At 63.1% G+C, this 19,041-nt stretch carries 13 protein-coding genes; 2 read left to right on the forward strand and 11 right to left on the reverse strand.

The genetic code is table 11. From position 1 onward, the window contains the following. Positions 1-189 precede the first annotated feature (189 nt). Positions 190-2,397, forward strand: a complete 2,208-nt coding sequence (locus EO136_RS04580) for an autotransporter outer membrane beta-barrel domain-containing protein (RefSeq protein WP_164730437.1) — start codon at positions 190-192, stop codon at positions 2,395-2,397. Between the two features lie 109 nt (positions 2,398-2,506). On the opposite strand, the gene EO136_RS04585 is transcribed toward EO136_RS04580, so the two are convergent. The 9 genes from EO136_RS04585 to EO136_RS04625 all read right to left on the reverse strand — a co-directional run bounded on the left by EO136_RS04585 (position 2,507) and on the right by EO136_RS04625 (position 10,577). Continuing rightward, positions 2,507-3,268, reverse strand: coding sequence for an EAL domain-containing protein (locus EO136_RS04585; RefSeq protein ID WP_127143289.1), 762 nt, complete (start codon positions 3,266-3,268; stop codon positions 2,507-2,509). A gap of 223 nt (positions 3,269-3,491) precedes the next feature. Beyond that, positions 3,492-3,824, reverse strand: coding sequence for a 2Fe-2S iron-sulfur cluster-binding protein (locus EO136_RS04590; protein ID WP_127143290.1), 333 nt, complete (start codon positions 3,822-3,824; stop codon positions 3,492-3,494). Then, positions 3,824-4,855: an NAD(P)/FAD-dependent oxidoreductase gene (locus EO136_RS04595; RefSeq protein ID WP_127143291.1), complete on the reverse strand. Its 1,032-nt coding sequence runs from the start codon at positions 4,853-4,855 to the stop codon at positions 3,824-3,826. Before EO136_RS04595 ends, EO136_RS04590 begins: the two co-directional genes overlap by 1 nt. A 63-nt stretch (positions 4,856-4,918) precedes the next feature. Beyond that, positions 4,919-6,211, reverse strand: coding sequence for a phosphoadenylyl-sulfate reductase (locus tag EO136_RS04600; protein WP_127143292.1), 1,293 nt, complete (start codon positions 6,209-6,211; stop codon positions 4,919-4,921). Continuing rightward, entirely contained in the window at positions 6,198-7,856 is a 1,659-nt protein-coding gene (locus EO136_RS04605; RefSeq protein WP_127143293.1) for a nitrite/sulfite reductase, read from the reverse strand. The genes EO136_RS04600 and EO136_RS04605 overlap by 14 nt, the downstream gene beginning before the upstream one ends. Beyond that, complete coding sequence (locus tag EO136_RS04610) at positions 7,843-8,157, reverse strand: DUF2849 domain-containing protein (RefSeq protein WP_127143294.1); 315 nt, start codon at positions 8,155-8,157, stop codon at positions 7,843-7,845. Before EO136_RS04610 ends, EO136_RS04605 begins: the two co-directional genes overlap by 14 nt. After that, complete coding sequence (cysG, locus tag EO136_RS04615) at positions 8,154-9,551, reverse strand: siroheme synthase CysG (protein WP_127143295.1); 1,398 nt, start codon at positions 9,549-9,551, stop codon at positions 8,154-8,156. Before cysG ends, EO136_RS04610 begins: the two co-directional genes overlap by 4 nt. Positions 9,552-9,807: 256 nt before the next feature. After that, positions 9,808-10,128 carry a 2Fe-2S iron-sulfur cluster-binding protein gene (locus EO136_RS04620; protein WP_127143296.1) on the reverse strand — a complete coding sequence of 107 codons (321 nt, stop codon included), beginning with the start codon at positions 10,126-10,128 and terminating at the stop codon, positions 9,808-9,810. A 68-nt stretch (positions 10,129-10,196) separates the two neighbouring features. Then, positions 10,197-10,577, reverse strand: a complete 381-nt coding sequence (locus tag EO136_RS04625; protein ID WP_127143297.1) for an Hpt domain-containing protein — start codon at positions 10,575-10,577, stop codon at positions 10,197-10,199. A 339-nt stretch (positions 10,578-10,916) separates the two neighbouring features. On the opposite strand from EO136_RS04625, the gene EO136_RS04630 reads away from it, so the two are divergent. Beyond that, entirely contained in the window at positions 10,917-16,595 is a 5,679-nt protein-coding gene (locus EO136_RS04630) for an apolipoprotein A-IV repeat region-like domain-containing protein (RefSeq protein WP_164730438.1), read from the forward strand. A 57-nt stretch (positions 16,596-16,652) separates the two neighbouring features. Here the strand turns inward: EO136_RS04630 and EO136_RS04635 are convergent, their stop codons facing one another. Further along, entirely contained in the window at positions 16,653-17,720 is a 1,068-nt protein-coding gene (locus EO136_RS04635; RefSeq protein ID WP_246018260.1) for a glycosyltransferase family 4 protein, read from the reverse strand. Positions 17,721-17,769: 49 nt separating this feature from the next. Next, complete coding sequence (locus tag EO136_RS04640) at positions 17,770-18,957, reverse strand: MFS transporter (RefSeq protein WP_127143299.1); 1,188 nt, start codon at positions 18,955-18,957, stop codon at positions 17,770-17,772. Positions 18,958-19,041: the final 84 nt, after the last annotated feature.

The raw sequence follows: 19,041 nt of genomic DNA on the forward strand, positions 1-19,041 counted from the left end.
CGGTATTGGGGGGTAGCGCTCCTGCTTGGCACCGCCTCCGCCGCCTTGCTCGCAGCCAGCCCCGCCATCGCCGCCGAGGTGGAGCGCTCCTTGTTCGAGTGGAACGCCAACGAGGCGTCCCAGGAACCAACCGCCGAGCCCTGGAACAGCCCCGAGAACTGGCTCAAGGACGCCGAGCCCGCCGACGAGGTGCCCACGATCGATGATATTGTCTCGATCACCTATGGCGGGGCCGCTATCGCTGACAAGGCGACCGCATACAGCCTGACCACCTCGGGCGGCATCAACGTCAATGCCGGCGGCACGCTCACCGTCGAGGCCGGCATCGTCAACACCGCGCCCGAGAACGTCTATTTCATCAATGACGGTGAGGTCTTCGCCGATATCGACAGCTCCGGCTATCTCAGAACCAGCAATTCCATCGAGGGCAAGCTAGTCGTGCGCGAGGACGGCGACATCTACAACCAGACGAGCTCGGACGATGGCGCTCCCATCGCGACATGGCTCGGCGATGTCGAGAACGCTGGCTACATCGTCAACAGCGGGGCTGAAATGGACGGTGCCGTGCTGTCCAACACGGGGGCTGAATGGGACGGTGCCGTGCTGTCCAACACCGGCACCATCGTCAATTCCAAAGGGAGCACCTGGGATGGAGAAGTTCTCGTCAACACCGGCGAGATCCGGGTCGAGGATACATCCAGTTGGACCGGCACCGTTCATTCCAGCTCCGGTAACCTCGTCCTCTTGTCCGCCGATTCGTCATGGCACGGCGATGTTCTCGACAGCTCCGGCAGCATCTCGAGCTCCGGCAACTGGTACGGCTCGATCGACAGCACTGGCTGGCTGCACTTGTCCGGCTATGTCGGAGGCGACATCTCCAGCGTTGATGAACACTCAAGTCAGTTGAAGGTCGACGGAAACCTCGAAGTCGATGGCGATATTTTCGTGGATGGTTCGTTTTGGTTCATCAACGACGAGTTCCATACGCTGCAAGCCGAGAACTTGGAACTCAGCCAGAACACCTGGCTCGAAATCGATATCGACGCGGGCAACAACGACCGTATCGAACTCTCCGGAACTGCAACGCTGGCCGGCAACCTCTGGGTCCAGGCTACTACGGGCGAGAACTACGTCGAAGACATGCGCTACAGCATTCTTTCCGCCGAATCTATCTCCGGCACGTTCGGCTACGTCGGCAGCAGCAACCTCGACTTCCTTACCCCTATGTTGAGCATCGACGGCAGCGAACTCTCCGTGGTCCTGAAGCGCAACGGCTTCAGCTTTGCCGATGGCGCCGCCGGCGCAAACGACAAGGCCGCCGCAGGCGCCATCGATTCGCTGGGCGCCGGCAATTCTCTTTACGAGGCAGCCCTCAACCTTTCGAACGGGCAGGCACCTGCTGCATTCTCTGGGCTGGCGGGAGATATCCACGCCACTGCGCCCAACGCTATGATGGCCACGACGGTTGCAACCACCGGCCAGGTGATAAACCACCTGCACCAGAGCTTCGACGCGCTGGGCGCGACGCCTGGGCCCGCCGCCTACGCCGCTTCGGGCGCGCCCGCCGCCTCCGCCGAGCCGGTCACCGGCCCCTGGGGCACGGTCTATGGCGTTCGGTCCGATACCGAAGCCACGGACACCCTGCCGGGCAGCACTTCGGTTTATGGCGGTGTCGTGGGCGGCATCGATACACTTGTCGACACCTGGCGCGTCGGCATAATGCTCGAAGCCGGCAGCGGCCGCAGCGACATGAACGGGCACGACGCCTCGACCGATACCACGAGCTACGGCGCTGGCGTTTATGCGGGCAATGAATGGGGCGACACGCGTCTGCTGCTCGGCGGCAGCATCACCGGCCACGCCATCGAATCGCGTCGCACCGTCACCCTTCCCGAATTGGAAAGCCTTGAGGCCGATTACGGCGCCGCCACCGCCATGGCCTTCGCCGAACTCGCCCATCGCGTCGATCTCGGTGCAGTCGAACTCACCCCGCGCATCGGCCTCAGCCATGTCCGCTACAGCAGCGACGGCTATACCGAAACCGGCGGCGATGCCGCGCTGACCGGCGCGCCAAGTGCGTTTGACAACACCTTTGCCACGCTGGGGTTCGATATCGGACGCCAGTTCATTCTGGGCGAAAGCGCATTGCTGACCGCCAGCGGCAGCGTCGGCTGGCGCCATGCCTTCGGCGACGCCGAGTTAGCAGAACATGCGTTTGGCTCGGGCCCGTCCTTCTCTGTCGACACCGCCGGCCAGGCCGCCGATACGCTGATGCTCGGGGCCGATCTCGCCTTCGACCTCAACGAATCGACCGTTCTCGGCCTCGCCTACGGCAGCGAGCACGCCGAGGGTTCGACTGCCCATAGCCTGAAAGCAAGCTGGAACGGCCGTTTCTGATCGGCTCTAGATCGTTTCCAGAAAAAGTTGAAACACTTTTCCGGTTCGGAAACGCGCCAAATCAAAGACATAGAGCTCCTGTTCTGATTCAATCAGAACAGGATATGCTCTAGGCTGCGAGACCTTCAATCTCATCGAGCATGGAGAAGGTCTCAAGCTGCGGTCTGGCGAAGAGGTAGCCCTGGAACAGGGTGATCCCCAGATCCGCAAGAGCCTGGCGCTCCGCGTGGCGCTCTATGCCTTCGGCGATGATGGTGAGCCCAAGGTCCCGGCCGATGGTGGCGATCCCGCTCACAATGGCGTGGCGGCGCGCATGGCTATCGATGTTTCGGACGAGCTCCATGTCGATCTTGATCACATCGGGCTCGAGCATGGAGAGCAGGTTGAGACCCGCAAACCCGGCGCCGAAATCATCGATCGCGGTGATGAACCCGATATGTTTGTAGGCCTCGATAATCTTGGAGACGTGAGCAATGTCTGTCATTTGCTCGTTCTCGGTGAACTCGAACATGATCCGGTTGGGATTGAAGCCCGCGCGCGCAGCGGCCGCCAGGGACGCCCGAATGCAGGCGCGTGGCTCATAGACCGCATTGGGCATGAAGTTGATCGACAGCCGCGCGTCGCCCTTGAGCTTTTCGCCCGCCAGATCAATGGCTTTGACCCGGCACGCTTGATCGAAGGCATAGCGGTTCTCGTCGGTCACCGCCGACAGAATCGACCAGGCCGATTGGCCTTCGCGCCCCCGCACCAGCGCCTCATAGCCCCATATGCGCTGGCGTGGCAGGTCGATAATGGGGTGGAAAGCCATTGTGAATTCCACCGGAAAGGCAGCGCCGTCCTTGCAGCCTTGGCAAATTTTTGTGTCGGGCATGCCGAATATCCAGAGTGAGTGTTTGCACTCAATCTTGACTTAACCAGATGAACAAATGCCTTACGCGCGCAAAAAAGCCGGACCTTAGGACCCGGGCCGCCGATCGTCGCAGCGTGGTCTGGCTTAGAGCTCCTGTTCTGATTGAATAAGAACAGGAGCTCTAAGTCTTTGATTGGTCGCGTTTCCGAACCGGAAAAGTGTCCCCACTTGTCCTGGAAACGCTCTAGGCCGCTTCTTCGTCCTGCCGTGCAGACTCGGCGAGGGTCACCTTGAGACCGTCGAGATCGTCGCTCATCAGGATCTGGCAGGAGAGACGCGAATTCTCCTTTACGTCAGCGACCGTATCGAGCATGTCCTCTTCCTCATCGGTCGGCGGGTTGAGCCTGTCTTCCCAGGCCTCGTCCACATAAACGTGGCACGTTGCGCAGGCGCACGAACCGCCGCACTCGGCCTTGATGTTCAGGCCCCAGTCCCGGATCACTTCCATGACCCGCCATCCCTCGAGGGCCTCGAGTTCGTGAACCGTGCCGTTCTGGTCCGTGACGATGATTTGCATCAGGCAACTCCGAGCTTTTTCTGCAGCTTGGTCGAGGACGTGGTGTACTGGAACACGACCTTCTCGTCAGGATGCACGATCCGCTTGGCGGCCTGGGCCATCAGGGCAGCCTCGTGGAACCCGGAGAGAATGAGCTTGAGCTTTCCCGGATACCAATTGATGTCGCCGATGGCAAATATGCCCGGCGCGCTGGTTTCGAATTTCTCGGTGTCCACCTTGATCAGAGCATTTTCGTGCAGCTCGAGCCCCCAATCAGCGACGGGGCCCAGCTTCATGGTCAACCCGAAGAATGGCAGCAGCCGCGTGCCGGGAATGCCCATTTCTCCGGCCTTGGTGTTGAGCACAACTTCCGAGATCTGCCCGTTCTCGCCCTCGAGCCTGCCAAGCTGACCCATGACAAAATTGATGCGGCCTTCCTCGACCAGGGCCCGCATCTTGTTGACGCTGTCGGCATGACCGCGGAACTGGTCGCGGCGATGCACCAGGGTCAGCGACCGCGCGATCGGCTCGAGACTGAGGGTCCAGTCCAGCGCCGAATCCCCGCCCCCGACGATAACGACGTCCTGGTCGCGGAACTCGTCCATCTTGCGCACGGCATAAAAGACCGACTTGCCCTCATAAGCCTCGATTCCGGGCACCGGAGGCCGCTTGGGCTGGAACGATCCCCCACCGGCAGCCACCACGATCACCTTGGCCACAAAGGTCTGGTCAGCGTCGGTGGTGACGCGGTATCCGCCATCGGCCAGCTTCTCGACATTGGTGACCATCTGGCTGAAATGAAACTCGGCGCCGAACGGCGCGATCTGCTTCATCAGATTGTCCGTGAGCCCCTGCCCTGAAATCTCGGGAAAGGCCGGAATGTCGTAGATCGGCTTTTCCGGATAGAGTTCCGCGCATTGCCCGCCCGGGCGGTCGAGAATGTCGATCACCTGGCATTTGAGGTCCACGAGTCCCAGCTCGAACACCGCGAACAGGCCAACCGGGCCTGCACCGATGATGATGACATCCGTGACGATTTCATTTCCGGTCATCTGGAAAATCCTGTTTGGGCAAGAGCTGGCGCAACCGCGCTTTGTCGAGTTTGCGGCGCTCTGTCAAGCGTCCGCAAGCGCGCGCCGGAGGAAGGGTCGGGTCCCGACGGGCACTTCGGCCCGGGTTCCGACAGGTTGATAATACAGCGACACCTCGGCAAATGCATCGTTTTCGAGGGCCTGCCGCGTCGCGGGGTTGGCCACCACGAAGGCATCGATGCCGCACCGCCGAAGGAACGGCACCTGGTCGGCAAGAATATCGCCCACAGCCCGAACCTCGCCCTGAAATCCGAAGCGTTCGCGGACCAGCCGGGCACTGGAAAAGCCCCTCCCGTCACCGAATGCGGGGAAGCTGATCGCAACCGACGAGAACCGCGCCATGTCGGCTTCCACGTCCTCGACGCGGTGGCCCGGATCCACCCGCAGGCCGAGCGGGTGCGGGCTGGCGATGAACGCTTCCCGATGCGCTACGAAGACATCGAGGGGCACATGGGTGTAGCTGGCCTCGGCCGGATCGAGCGCCTCTACCCAATCAGTCCAGGGATCGGCCATGAACCCACCATTCTTGAACAGCCTCATCTCTTTCGTCTTGCCTGCCTGCTTTCGGGTCGGAGCGATCTGCCCGTTGAAATCGAAATGGATGCCGCATTCTCTCTTGTCCAGCCCTCGCCAGCGTCCGGCGCGGGGATCCTCACCCTCGGCCACCGCGCTGGTGCACGGAGCGCAGCCGATCGACTTGTAGCCCTGATGGTAGAGAGGATGGTCGGGCAAACCATACCGATGTTTGTACGCCTCGATATCGTCATGGGTGTAATAGGCAAGCGGATTGACCTTGATCCGGTTGTCCGAAGTGAGCTCGAAGTGGGGCAGCACCCCGCGCTCGGCCGTCTGGAACCGCTTGCGTCCAGTCACCCATCCGCCATAGCCGGAAAGCACCTTCTCGAGCGGTTCGGTCTTGCGGATGTGGCAGCACGAGTCTGGATCGGTCTCCCACAGCTCCCCGGTCGGATCGAACCGCGCGAGATCGGCTGGATCGGGAACCACGGCGATGACGTTTGTAAGCCCCAGCTCGGCTTTGAGCTGCTCGACATACTCCAGTGTTTCGGCAAAGTGCTTGCCGGTTTCCAGGAAATAGACGGGCAGCGAGGGGTCGACGCGCGAGACGATGTGCAACAGCACCGCCGAATCCGCACCGAACGAGGACACAAGGGCCAGATCAGCCGGCAGGATATCCTCGGCGGCCTGACGCAGGACACCCTCGGCATCCATCTCGTCGAACATTCCGTTGAGCGCGACGATGCCAAGCGCCCGCAGCTTGTCGGGGCCCTGCGAGGGGACGGGGTCAGCCATTGCCATAAAGCGCCTCCTTGAAGGGTGCATCGCCCAGCCGCCGATACGCGGCGATGAAAGGCTCTTCGGCACTCTCGCGCTGCGCGATATAGGCATCGACCAGCCGTTCGATGGCGTCCGGCACTTCGTCGGCGACAAAGCCCGGCCCGAGGATTTTGCCGACGGCCGCATCTTCCGTCCCGTCGCCACCGACCGTGATCTGGTAAAGTTCTGTGCCCTTCTTCTCGACGCCGAGAATGCCGATATGGCCCACGTGATGGTGCCCGCATGCGTTGATGCAGCCGGAAATCTTGATCTTGAGCTTGCCGATCTCGCGCTGGCGCTCCGGATCGGCAAAGCGCCTCGAGATGTCCTGTGCGATCGGGATCGACCGGGCATTGGCAAGCGCGCAGAAGTCGAGACCCGGGCAGGTGATCGTGTCGGTGATCTCCCCGGCATTGGCCTCCGCAAGTCCCGCTTCGGCCAGTGCCTGGTAGACCGCGCGCAGCTCCGACAGCGCCACATGCGGCAGCACCAGGTTCTGCTCGTGACTGACCCTCAATTCATCGAAACTGAAACGCTCGGCAATGTCGGCAACGGCATCCATCTGCTCGGCCGTGGCGTCGCCAGGCGCCCCGCCGATGGGCTTGAGCGAGACGGTGACCGAGGTGTAGCCCTGCCGCGCGTGGGAGAACGTGTTGTTTACAAGAAAGCGCCCGAAGGCCGGGTCGAGGATCTTCTCGCGCTCGACATCGATGGAGACAACGCCGGAATCTATGAAGGCCGGCGGGGAGAAATACGCGTCGATGCGATCGAGTTCGGTCTGGGGCAGGGTCAGAATCCCTCCCCTCACATGAGAGAACTCCTCCTCGACCTGCGCCTTGATGGTCTCGAGCCCTTCCTCATGGACGAGGATCTTGATGCGGGCCTTGTACTTGTTGTCCCGCCGTCCGTAACGATTGTAAACGCGCAGGATCGATTCCAGATAGGCTAGCAGATGCTCGTGGGGCACAAAGCCATTGATCTGCTTGCCGATCATCGGGGTCCGCCCCAGCCCGCCACCGACATAGACCGCCCAGCCGACCTGGCCGGCGCCATTAGTCTGCGCCATCAGCCCGATATCGTGAAATTTGACCGCCGCCCGGTCATTGGGTGACCCGGTGATCGCGATCTTGAACTTGCGCGGCAGGAAGGTGAATTCCGGGTGCAGGCTGGACCATTGCCGGATGATCTCGGCAATCGGCCGCGGATCGATGATCTCGTCGGCAGCAGCGCCGGCGAACTGGTCTGTGGTCACGTTGCGAATGCAGTTGCCCGAGGTCTGGATGGCGTGCATCTCGACGCTGGCAAGATCGGCGAGGATCTCCGGCACGTCGCGCAGCTTGGGCCAATTGAACTGGATGTTCTGGCGCGTCGTGAAATGACCGTAACCCCGATCGTATTTGCGCGCGATATGGGCGAGCATCCGCATCTGGCGAGACGACAGCGTGCCATAGGGCACGGCGACCCGCAGCATGTAGGCGTGAAGCTGCAGGTAGAGCCCGTTCATCAGCCGCAAGGGCCTGAACTGGTCCTCGGTCAGTTCGCCCGAAATGCGGCGCCTGACCTGATCGGAGAACTGGGCAACGCGCTCGGAAACGAACGCGGCGTCAAACTCGTCATATCGATACATGTTCGTCCTCTGCCAGATGCTGGCGTTCGAAACGCGGAGCGGTCGGTCCGCCGGCGCGGATGCGGGCCCGCGTACGGGCCGGCACCAAGGCTCCGTCCTCAAGAACCACGTCCTCGACCTCCAGACTGATGAGACGTCCCGTTGAGCTCGCCGCGACCCGCGCCGCCTCGAGCGCATGGGCATCGTCCTTGTCGAACTGCCGAGCGCCCTGGAGATTCTCTACCCATGCGCCGTCGGCGCCGAGATAGACCACTGCGCCCGAGAGCAGCTCGTTTGCGGTCAGAACCTGCTTGCTCATCATGCCACCCTGCTTTGCTGCCGCATCAATTCCGCCGCGCCGGCCCAATCGCCGCTGGCCACCGCCGGCCCAATGAAAATAATCGCGGGCCCCTCGGCGAACTCCGCCTGGCCCGAGGCAAGGCCAGCGATCGTGCCCGCGTGAAGCGATTTGTCCGCCCGGCCGGCATTGACAACGACCCCGACCGGCACCTGACCCGAAAGCCCCCGGGCCATCAGATCACTCGCCACTTTCGCGGCGATTGACTTACCCATGTAAAGCCCGAGCGTGAGCCCGGACTGGGCAAGAGCCGCCCAATGGGTCAGATCCTGGTTGTCGGCGCCATGTGCCGTTGCAAAGACGAAGCCGCTCGAAACTTTGCGCAAGGTGACTGGTGTGGCCGTATCGGCTGCCGCAGCGAGGGCAGAAGTCACGCCCGGCACGATTGCATAATCGATCCCCGCCTTGCGCAGCGCCGCGACTTCCTCGCCCGCCCGGCCGAACACCATCGGATCGCCGGACTTGAGCCGGGCAACCTTCTTGCCCTCGCTGGCAAGCCGAACAATGAGCGTGTTGATCTGCGCCTGGCTGAAGGAATGATGCCCCTTGGCCTTGCCGACCGAAACGCGCTCGGCATCGCGGCGCCCCATTTCCACTACTGCATCCGGCACGAGCTGGTCGTGAACGATGACGTCCGCCTCCTGAAGCAGCCGCTGGGCGCGAAGGGTGAGAAGATCGACCGCACCCGGACCGGCACCAATCAGCCAGACGACACCGGCGCCGCTCGGTTGACGCGCCGCATGCCTCGAGAGCAGCGCGTCGGCAACGGCCTCGCCCTGCCCCGACTCAAGCGCGCGTTCAAGCGCTGGCGCCGTTACAAGATCCTCGTAATAGCGCCGCCGCGATACGCCATCGGTCAGCAGACGTGAGACCTTGGCCCGCATCGATCCGGCCAGCCGGGCGATATCGCCCAGCCGCGGCGAGAGCACAGACTCGATCCTGGCGCGCACCAGCCGGGCGAGCACCGGCGCGGCTCCCTCAGACGATATCGCGATGGAAATCGGCGCCCGATCTATGATCGCCGGCGTGAAGAAATCGCAATTGCCCGGAACGTCCACCTCATTGGCGGGCACGCCGGCCAACCGAGCCATGCGTCGCGCCCTTGCGCCAGCGGCACCGTGATCGGCCACAAAGGCCAGCGCTGCGCCGAAAAAATCGCACGGAGCTGCGTGGCGCTCAACGAGTTTCACATCGAGCGCGGAGAAATCCGCCTCGAACTCCGGAGCGATGACCACGGTCTCGGCGCGGGTCCGCGCCGCAAGCCGCGCCTTGGCAAGCGCCTCATCGTCACCGCCGACGATGACAATCCGGCGTCCGTCCACCTTGACCGAAACTGGAAATGTGCCGAGACCGGGCATGGCCTTCGCTCCTGGTTGCAATTGGGCGTTCTCTTCCGGGGCGAAATGCCCACGGAGGTCATGCTGCGCCGCATGCTGTGATAGCGAACTGAGAAATAAGGGTTTTCGGCTTTACCGACAACCGCGTGCATCGAAGCGGGAGCTTTATTTCCCTGCCGGCAGCGCCCCTAGAACGGGCGCTGCGGACACCCCGGATACCACGCAACAAAATGCACGCTGTAGGCGTCCGAACGAAACACGACAGGCAGAATCGTGATTAGCCCTGGCGGCTCGGCACCCGGAGAATGAGCCCATCGAGTTCGTCGCGTACCTTGATCTGGCACGAGAGTCGGCTGGTCGCCTGCACGTCGAATGCGAAGTCGAGCATATCCTCTTCCATGGAGGACGGCCCGCCAGTGACCCCGAACCATTCCTCGTCGATATAGACGTGGCAGGTGGCGCACGTGCAGGCACCACCACATTCGGCGACGATTCCCCTCACCCCGCTGCGAATGGCTGTCTCCATCACCGTAGACCCCGCGTCAGCCTCGACCTCTCGGCGGGTTCCGTCGGGCTCGATATAGGTGATAGTGGGCATCTGGGCTCTCCATGAACAAAGTCAGCCCCGATATAGGAGGCCCCCCGGCGGGCGGCAAGCCGCGCGCGTCAGTCGACCACAAGCCGGGCGATATAGGCACACACCTCCTCGACCGCCATCGCCATGTCGGCGAGCGTCTCTTCTTCAAGCCCGCCGGTCTCGCGGAACTCGATCTCGGCGGAGCCAGCAAGATCTGCCAGCACCACGGCCCCTACTCCGGCCGATGCGCCCTTGAGCGTATGCAGGCCGATTGCCAACTCCTCCCTATCGGTGGTGGTACGGACACGGTCGAAGTACAAGCGAACCTGCTGCTCGAACAGGCGGAGGACTTCGCACTCCAGCATGCGGTCTCCGAACGTCTGGCGCGCAAGATGCACGAGATCGATCGGACGAGTGGTGCGATCGACCTTCTGCCTTGGGACTGCAGCGTGCCGCCGCGATAACGCCATAAGGAAAATCCTGTGCCTGAGGGACAAACCATGCTAACGTCCCACAGGTGAAAAGAGGCTTAATCTGCGGAATAGGCTTAAGAATTCCTTTCCCGCGGCTTGAGCGGAACGCATATTAACGACTTTTTAATAAAGAGTTCAGCTATCGCGCGGTTCGGTGTATAAAGCCGTGTTACGAGCAGAGTGGCGGAGTGGGTTCTCGTAAAGCGGTGTTGCCGCACCGGGCAGTTTTCGGGATGGTATCCACAGCCGACAGGGTGATGACAGCGTGTCAGTCGGAACCCTCATCGGGCTTTCGTCGCAATGAGTTGGCGGCACAGAGTAAGAGTAGTAAAGCGTATGGCGAACAAGTCGACCCCCCAGAAGGAAGATCCAGCAGCCCTCGCCTTCTCGGCTGTTGCAAGCGCCCTCAACGACCCCGGCGCACCGGCTCCTGAAGAGAAGCCTGCGCGCAAGGCGGAAAAAAAGGCCTCCCAGCCCAACAGCAGTGCATCGACCAACGATCGCCTGCGTGCCGCGGACAAGATCGCGTCGCGCGCAACAACGGTCGCAAACGATGACCGCGGAGCGGCGGGGGCACGCAGCTTCGGACTTGGCGCCCCCAAGCGCCCCACCAATTCCGCTCTCTGGATCGCCGCGACAGCTTCGGTTCTCTGGCTCGGCCTCGTCTACACCGTCGTCTCCATGCAGTACGGTTCGCCCGGAGGCTTTCTCGATTTCGGCCGCTCCATTGACTTCACGGTGATCGCGGCTGTCGCCGGACTGCCGGTGCTCGTCATCATGGCAGTGGGCGTCCTTATCCGCCGCGTCCACGATCTGCGCTATGCGGCCGCCACGATGGCGCAGGCCGCGATGCGCCTGAACGAACCCGAATCCACCGCGGCCCATCGCGTTGCGACGGTCGGACAGGCTGTGCGCCGTGAGGTCAATGCGATCGGGGACGGTCTTGAACGTGCTCTTTCGCGGGCCAGCGAGCTTGAGGTGATGGTCCACAACGAGGTCACGGCCCTTGAGCGCACTTATTCGGACAACGAAACCCGCATGCGCCAGCTGGTCGAAGAACTGGCCAACCAGCGCGAAGCCGTGGTCACCAACTCCGAACGCATGCGCGAAGCCATCGCGGCTGTGCACGGGAATGTGGCGGGCGAGCTCGATCAGATCGGAACCGTGCTGACCGAGCGCCTGCGGACAGCCGGATCGGACGTTACATCTACGCTCATGAACCGCGGCACCGAAATTGCCGACGCGATCGAAAACGCCGGTGGCGCAATTCAGACGGCGTTCGAGCGCCGCCGCAAGACCTTCGAGGAAACCCTCGACGACCGCACCTCCCAGCTCATGATGGCGCTGGAGGACGGCACCACCCGCCTCGACACCTCGCTCGCCGACCGGACCAACGAGCTTGCGCAGGCCATCGAAGGCTCGGCATCCTATCTCGACAGCACGCTGACCGAGCGGGCCGGGTCGGTCTCCCAGCTTATCGAGGAAACCGCTGCACGGGTCGACACCACTCTGACCGAGCGGGTAACCTCGGTTACCCAGTCGATCGAACAATCGACCGCGCGCCTCGACGAAGCCCTCTGGGGTACGGCCGAAGGGCTGCAGACGTCTCTCGACGGGCACGCCGCACGGGTGGAAACCAGTTTCTCGGGATCTTCCGAGCGCATCTCGCGTCTGTTCGATGAAAGCACCCGGGGGCTTGCAGAAACCCTCGACAGCCGTCTCAACATAATGTCGGAAGCCGTGGACTCGCGCGTCGGCAACCTCATCGAAGCACTCGACGGACGCGTCGACTCCATCTCGCTCGCCATCGAGGACAAGGGCATCAGCCTCTCGGAGGTTCTGCGCACCTCGTCCGATTCGATCCTGGCCGAATTCACGCGGCGCAGCGATGTCGTCGGATCGACCTTCGCGGCGCTGGGCGAACGCATGTCAAACGACATCGCCAGCCGGGGCGAAGAGGCCGAGGAAGTGCTCAGCCGCATAACCGGTCGCCTGGACGAGACCTTCGCCATTCAGTCCAACGCCATGCGCAGCCAGGTCGAGTCGCTGACCCTGGAAATCGGCGGTGCACTCGAGGAATCGGTCGAGCGAACCCGCTATACGCTCAGTGAAACGGGCGCCGAGACCATCTCGCAACTCAATGCCCGGGTCGAGGAAATCACCGGCACTCTTGATGCGAGGATCAGCCAGGCCGATTCCGTGGTCGGCACAAAGGGCGAGCGTCTGATCGCCGCGCTCGACGATCAGGCAGAGCGCTACGCCTACAGCGCCGACAAGCTTACCGCGACGATCGACGCCAAGTCGTCCGCCATCAACAGCTCGCTTGAAAACGCCAGCACACGCTTTGTCGAGATCGTGGATTCGCGCTCCGAGCAGCTTGGCGGCATCATCGATGACCGCAGCATTCGCTTCATCGAGAACGTCGATGCCCGCGCCGGCCAGATCGGCGAAACGATCGAAAACAAGGCGGGTTTTCTCATCCAGGCCCTGGACAGCCGCACCTCGCGGTTTGCCGAACTGGTCGATGTTCGCACCGGCCTATTGGGCACCACCATCGAGGGCAAGGCCAACGCGCTGGCCGAGGCGCTCGATTCGCGCAGCGAAGGCTTCGCCGCCCTGATTGACCAGCGCACCACGCGTCTCGGCGAGACCATCGAGAACAAGGCAGGCGCCTTTAGCGAAGCGCTGGATTCCCGCAGCCTGCATCTGGCCGAAATCCTCGACGAACGGGCCGGGCACCTGGCCTCTACGATCGACGCGCGTGCCTCATCTCTCAACAACGCGCTCGATAGCCGCAGCGCGCAGTTCGCCGAGCTGGTCCAGACCCGGACCCAGGAGCTGGGCGCCACCATCGCGGAGAGCGCGTCCGCCCTCGACGACACGCTCGTCAGCCGCAGCACACAGTTCTCCGAACTCGTGCAGTCGCGTACCGAGGAGCTGGGATCGACCATCGAGGAGCGGGCGGCCGCGCTCGACAATACGCTGGTCAGCCGCAGCGACATGTTCATCGAACTGGTCGACGTACGCACCGATCACCTCGCCTCCACGATCGAGCACCGCGCAGAGACACTCAACATCACGCTGGCCGACCGCAGCCAGGCCCTTTCCGAGATGCTCGAGACCCGCTCGACTGAGCTCGGCTCGGTCATCGACCAGCGTGCCGGTGCCCTCAATGAGGCGCTGGACAGCCGTAGCCGTAGCTTTGCCGGGCTGGTCGAAATCCGCACCAACCAGATGGCGACGACCATCGACCACAAAGCCGAGGCGCTCAATCAGGCGCTCGAAACCCGGTCCGAGCAGTTCGCCGAACTCGTGGAGGCCCGCACGCAACAGCTCGACTCCACGCTCGTCCAGCGGGCGAACGAACTCGATACCACCTTCGCGGCCCGTACCACCCAGCTCGATGACACCATCAGCGAGCGCACGGGCGCCCTGCATTCGATGCTCACGGTCACCACAAGCCAGTTTGCCGAGACCGTCACCGATCGCACCCGGTATCTGGGCAACACCATCGACCAAGCCACGAGCCGTCTCGACACCCAGATGGGCGAACGCGTCAATGCGCTCGAAGCCGCTCTCGAGGAGAAGGTCGAGCGTGTGGGCCAGTCGATTGCCGAGCGCACGACCGAACTCACCGGCGCCATGGAGACATCGGGCGACAAGTTCCGCCTCACCGTCGACAGCAGCCTGGCCAACGTCACCGAGACGATGGCGACGCGCACGGCCGAGGTGAGCACCGTGATCGAAGGCAAGGTTTCCGAACTCAACGCGACCCTGGGTCGTGGTGTGGAAACTGCCGTCGCGCGGATCTCCGATGCAGAAACCGGGATCACCTCGCGGATCGATACAGCCGCGCAGGCGGTGGGCGAAAGCGCCCGCGATGCGGCCGATCTCGTTGAGCAGCGTCTGGGCGCAGCCCGCAACGCGATCAGCGAAATGGTCGACGAGCGTTTGGGCACCCTGCCCGAAGCCATCACCGCTCGCGCCGAAATCACCGCAGAGCGCCTTTCGGGGCTCAACGAGGTTATTCACGGTACGATCACCGATTCCATGCGCGAACTCGAAGTGGGCGCAGACAAGATCGAGTCCACCATTTCCAAGTCGCTGCACACGGCCGTCGACCGGTCGGTCAAGGATCTGGAGGCCGGTGCAGACCGCATCGAGCACATCCTCACAGACAAGCTCGCGGCCACCACAGCCGACATATCGAGCGATGTCGAGAAAACGGCCCTCCGCATGGACCAGGTCGTGCGTGGCGCCATGGAGCAGTTCCGCACTGCGGCCAGTCAGATCGAGGAAATGGTCGACGTCCGTGCGGTCAATACGGCGGACGATCTTGCCCGCAAGACTGTCGAGCTCAACCGCATGGTCACCGAGCATACCGATACCTTCGCGGACCTGATCGATACCAAGCGCGATCAGCTCACGAGCGCATTGGGCACGCAGACCAACCTTCTGCGCAACGCGCTTGAATCGAACGCGCGCGAGTCCGAACAGCTGATGACCGAAACGACCAGCCGTATCGAGGCCGAGGTCACCGAGACCCTGCGCAAGCTCAACGACGCCAACATGCTGCTTCATCGCGTTCTGGAAAGCTCCTCGGGCAATCTGGCTCGACTGCAGAGCGACGTGGGCGATCAGACCCAAACCTACGCTACTGCAGTCGACAAGGCGCTGGAAGGCACTGAAAAGGCCGGTGCCGTGGTCGGCCAGCATGTGGAGGCCCTGCAGGCCACCATCACGGCGATGCTCGAGCAGTTCGGCTCCATCTCGGGACGCCTCAAGTCCGAGACCGAGACGTTCACAAGTGCAGCGGCCACGCTGGCCGAAACCAGCACCTCGACCGCCGATACGCTGGAGTCCCGCCGCACGGCCATGGAAAGCCTCGCGGAAGGCTTCACGGCGCGGACCGAGGAAATCGACACAAGGCTGCGCACCTTCGCCCAGTCGATCGCCGATACCGTCAACGATACCGAACGGCGGCTGCTGGGCGCGCGTCAGGCCATGGAACAGGCTCTCGCCTCGACCACTCAGACGGTCAGCAGCGAGATCGAGTCCATTGGCAAGCTGGCGGCCAGCGAAGGCGGTCGCGCGGGCGAATCCCTGCGCAAGGCCCAAGGCGAACTGCTGGCAGACGTCGAGCGCGCCTATGCCGAGGCAACGCGTCGGTTCGGCGACACAGCAGAAGCCATGCGCAAGACCGCTGCGGAACTGGGCAAAGAACTGGAGTCCACCCGCAACGAGTTGCAGCGCAGCGTTCTCGACCTCCCCGAGGAGACGCGGGCAAGCGCGGCAGCAATGCGCCGGGTTGTTGCAGAACAGATCGAAGCGCTCTCCGAACTCAATGCGATCGTCCACGGCCAGCCGGGCACACACGACGTCGCTGCGCGTCAGACCGCGTCCGTGCGTCGGACCGCACCAGCTGCTCCCGTGCGTCCGGCTCGCGAGGAAGCCCGCGTGGCGCCCCAGGCGCCGGCACGACCCGTGCAACAGGAGCCGCAGTCTCCCTCGCAACGCGTGAGCGAGGCGCTGGACCAGTCCCGCGCCAGCGAGCCGGTTCAGCCCCAGACCCCGTCGACTCAGGCCGGGCCAGAAGCTGGGTCGCAGACCGAAGGTCTGCCTGCGGAAAGCGGCTGGCTCCAGGACGTGCTTCGCAACGCGTCGGCGAACCAGCGCCCGATGAACCTGTCGAGCCTGACCGAAGAGATTGCCAAGTCCATGGACGACCGGTCCGTGACAGAAGCTTGGACGCGCTATCAGAGCGGTCAGCCCGGTGCCTTCAACCGCAAACTCTACACTATCAGCGGCCAGGGCACGTTCGACGAGGTGCGACGCAGGCTACAGCGGGACGCCGACTTCGCTCGGACCGCCAGTGCCTACATGAACGAGTTCGAGCAGATCCTGCGCGAAGCGGCGGCCGGCCCTGGTGGCAAGGAAGCCTATCTTGAACAACTCCGCTCCGGGCGCGGCAAGGTCTACACCATGCTCGCCCACGCGAGCGGCCGGTTGAGCTGACCTCGGTCCGCGATCGATCAATCACAAGCGCCGGGGCAATGCCCCGGCGCTTGTGATTCAGGCCGCGATCGGCTGCATGGTGGATTGGATCGGGCTCAGGCTGCCCATGAACTGGTCTGCGGCGCATGACCAGGTATAGCGCTGTGCAAGCGTGCGGGCATCGGAACCGCGGAGGGTCAGCGCACGCATGGTGGCCACTTCGAGATCCTCATCGAGAGCCCCTGCGCGGGTGTCGGTGAGGATATCGACCGGGCCCGGGACCGGATAGGCCGCCACCGGCAGGCCGCTGGCCAGAGCCTCTAGAATCACGTTGCCGAAGGTGTCGGTTCGCGAGGGGAAGACGAGCACCGACGCGCTTCGGTAGAGATGGGCGAGGCGCTCGCCGCGCTGAAATCCGAGAAACAGCGCTTCGGGATACCGGCTCTGTAGTTCAGCGCGGCAGGGACCATCGCCGACTAGAATTTTGGTGCCCGGCACATCCATATCCAGAAATGCGGTGACATTCTTTTCCACGGCCAACCGTCCCGCGTAAAGCAGGTGCGGACCGGGAAGGCCAGCGAACGCTCCACCCTCGCCCGGCGAAAAGGTTTCCGTGTCCACCCCACGGGACCAGAGGGTCAGGTTGGAGAACCCGCGCCGGGTCAACTCGGTGCAAATGCTGGCAGCAGGGACCATCGTGCGGACCGAAGCGCCATGGAACCACCGAAGATAGGCATAACTCCAGTCGGTCGGCACCGGCAGCCGCGCGGCGAGATATTCTGGGAATCGCGTGTGATAGCTAGTGGTAAAGCGCAGTCCTTCGGACGCACAGAACCGGCGGGCAAGAAGGCCGAGCGGACCTTCGGTGGCAATATGCACGCAATCGGGGGCGTAGCGACGGATGTAGCGCGCCACAGCACTGGTATGCGTCAGCGACAGCCGAATTTCCGGGTAGCTGGGAAGCGGCATGGTCCGGAACTGGGATGGCGTGAGGTAACGGACCTTGAAGCCTCGCCCTCGCAACTCCTGGCCGACTCTATCGAGAGAACGCACGACTCCGTTCACCTGTGGATGCCAGGCGTCCGACACGATCAACAATCTGCGCATGTCGCCCTCCGCGGCCTCCGGCCGCTCGCGAATGTCCATCGGGATCGATCAACGGATGCCCGATTTGAACAACCGTTTGATGACGCGGCTAGCGCTTGGAACGCACGATGGAGAGCGAGATCAGGATCAGGGCGCCGCCCAGGGCCGCGATCGCGGCGGCCACGTAGAAACTCGCCAGCCCCAAATGCGCAACCAGCGGCCCGAAGAGCAGCAATGCTCCCACCGTTGCAGCTTGACGGAGCACGACGAAAAAGCTCTGGGCCTGGGCCGCGATCTCCTCAGTGGTCCAGTTGGCAATGAAGTTCACGGTTCCCAGATATCCCAGGCCAAAGGTGGCCATATGCAGCATCTGCATTGCGGCAAGCCACCATGCGTCCTGGCTCAGCCCCATCCCCACCCAGCGGAACGCTCCGACAAAGCATGCCAGCGCCAGCAGATGCCGAGCAGAAAAGCGGCGCGCCAGCCGTGCAAAGAACAGCATGATCGCAATCTCGCAGATCGGCGCGATGGCCCACAGCACGCCGATGACGGACGGCGACACGCCGGCGGAGCGCCACATGAGGGCACCAAAGCCGATGAGCAGGAAGTGGCTCGCCTGAAGCAGCGCGGCACCGGCAAGCGTCAGCACGAACCACGGCTTCAGAATTTGCCTCATCGTGCTGGCGGCTTCGCTGTTGAGCACTTCGCCCGCCAGCAGGACTTCGGTCGAAGCGGCGCGGAACAGCGGCAGTTGCAGCGAGACCAATCCGCGCATCACGCATGCCGCGACGAACAGGGGCACGAACACGGCGATGCCCAGCCAGTCGAACGCCAGGCCCGAGAGCACGCTGCCCACGATGAAGCCTACGGTCCCCCAAACCCTCAGGCGTGAAAAATCGGATCCGCGCCGCCGGGTCATGCGTATCGCTGCAGCATCGGTTACCGGTTCACTGGCAAAGAAGGGTACCATGACCAGCGTCCAAACGATCAGGAAGCCCCAGAACTCGCCAGCGATGAAGAAGCCGACCGAGGCCAGGCCAGAGGCAATGGTGCCGATCACGATCACACCGCGCCAGTCTGGCGCGGCATCGGCAACGCGCCCGACGAACAGGCTGATCACGACCATGATCATCAGCGGCATAGCATTGATAAGCCCGATCTGCTCGGGCGACATTCCGCGCGAGTCGAGCCAAATAGGGAGCAGCAGCGTCGCTGCACCCGCCGGCAGGTACATCACGAGATAGTAGAGCGCCGTTCGCACCTCGGGGGATGCGGAACGCGCCTGGATCGGTGTCATGAGGAAAGCCCCGTCCGGTTTGGAACCAGGAGAGTGCTGGTCAAAGCGCGGCCGCGCAAGCTGAAATGTTAGTGCCGGCGACGA

The organism is Pelagibacterium montanilacus, from assembly GCF_003992665.1.
GTDB classification, from domain to species: Bacteria; Pseudomonadota; Alphaproteobacteria; order Rhizobiales; family Devosiaceae; genus Pelagibacterium; species Pelagibacterium montanilacus.

Bases quoted from the DNA above. Each gene is read 5' to 3' on its own strand.
- EO136_RS04595 (WP_127143291.1), bottom strand. From the start codon at position 4,855: ATGACCGGAAATGAAATCGTCACGGATGTCATCATCATCGGTGCAGGC.
- EO136_RS04585 (WP_127143289.1), bottom strand. From the start codon at position 3,268: ATGCCCGACACAAAAATTTGCCAAGGCTGCAAGGACGGCGCTGCCTTT.
- EO136_RS04625 (WP_127143297.1), bottom strand. From the start codon at position 10,577: ATGGCGTTATCGCGGCGGCACGCTGCAGTCCCAAGGCAGAAGGTCGAT.
- cysG (WP_127143295.1), bottom strand. From the start codon at position 9,551: ATGCCCGGTCTCGGCACATTTCCAGTTTCGGTCAAGGTGGACGGACGC.
- EO136_RS04630 (WP_164730438.1), top strand. From the start codon at position 10,917: ATGGCGAACAAGTCGACCCCCCAGAAGGAAGATCCAGCAGCCCTCGCC.
- EO136_RS04590 (WP_127143290.1), bottom strand. From the start codon at position 3,824: ATGCAAATCATCGTCACGGACCAGAACGGCACGGTTCACGAACTCGAG.
- EO136_RS04610 (WP_127143294.1), bottom strand. From the start codon at position 8,157: ATGATGAGCAAGCAGGTTCTGACCGCAAACGAGCTGCTCTCGGGCGCA.
- EO136_RS04635 (WP_246018260.1), bottom strand. From the start codon at position 17,720: ATGGACATTCGCGAGCGGCCGGAGGCCGCGGAGGGCGACATGCGCAGA.
- EO136_RS04605 (WP_127143293.1), bottom strand. From the start codon at position 7,856: ATGTATCGATATGACGAGTTTGACGCCGCGTTCGTTTCCGAGCGCGTT.
- EO136_RS04620 (WP_127143296.1), bottom strand. From the start codon at position 10,128: ATGCCCACTATCACCTATATCGAGCCCGACGGAACCCGCCGAGAGGTC.
- EO136_RS04640 (WP_127143299.1), bottom strand. From the start codon at position 18,957: ATGACACCGATCCAGGCGCGTTCCGCATCCCCCGAGGTGCGAACGGCG.
- EO136_RS04600 (WP_127143292.1), bottom strand. From the start codon at position 6,211: ATGGCAATGGCTGACCCCGTCCCCTCGCAGGGCCCCGACAAGCTGCGG.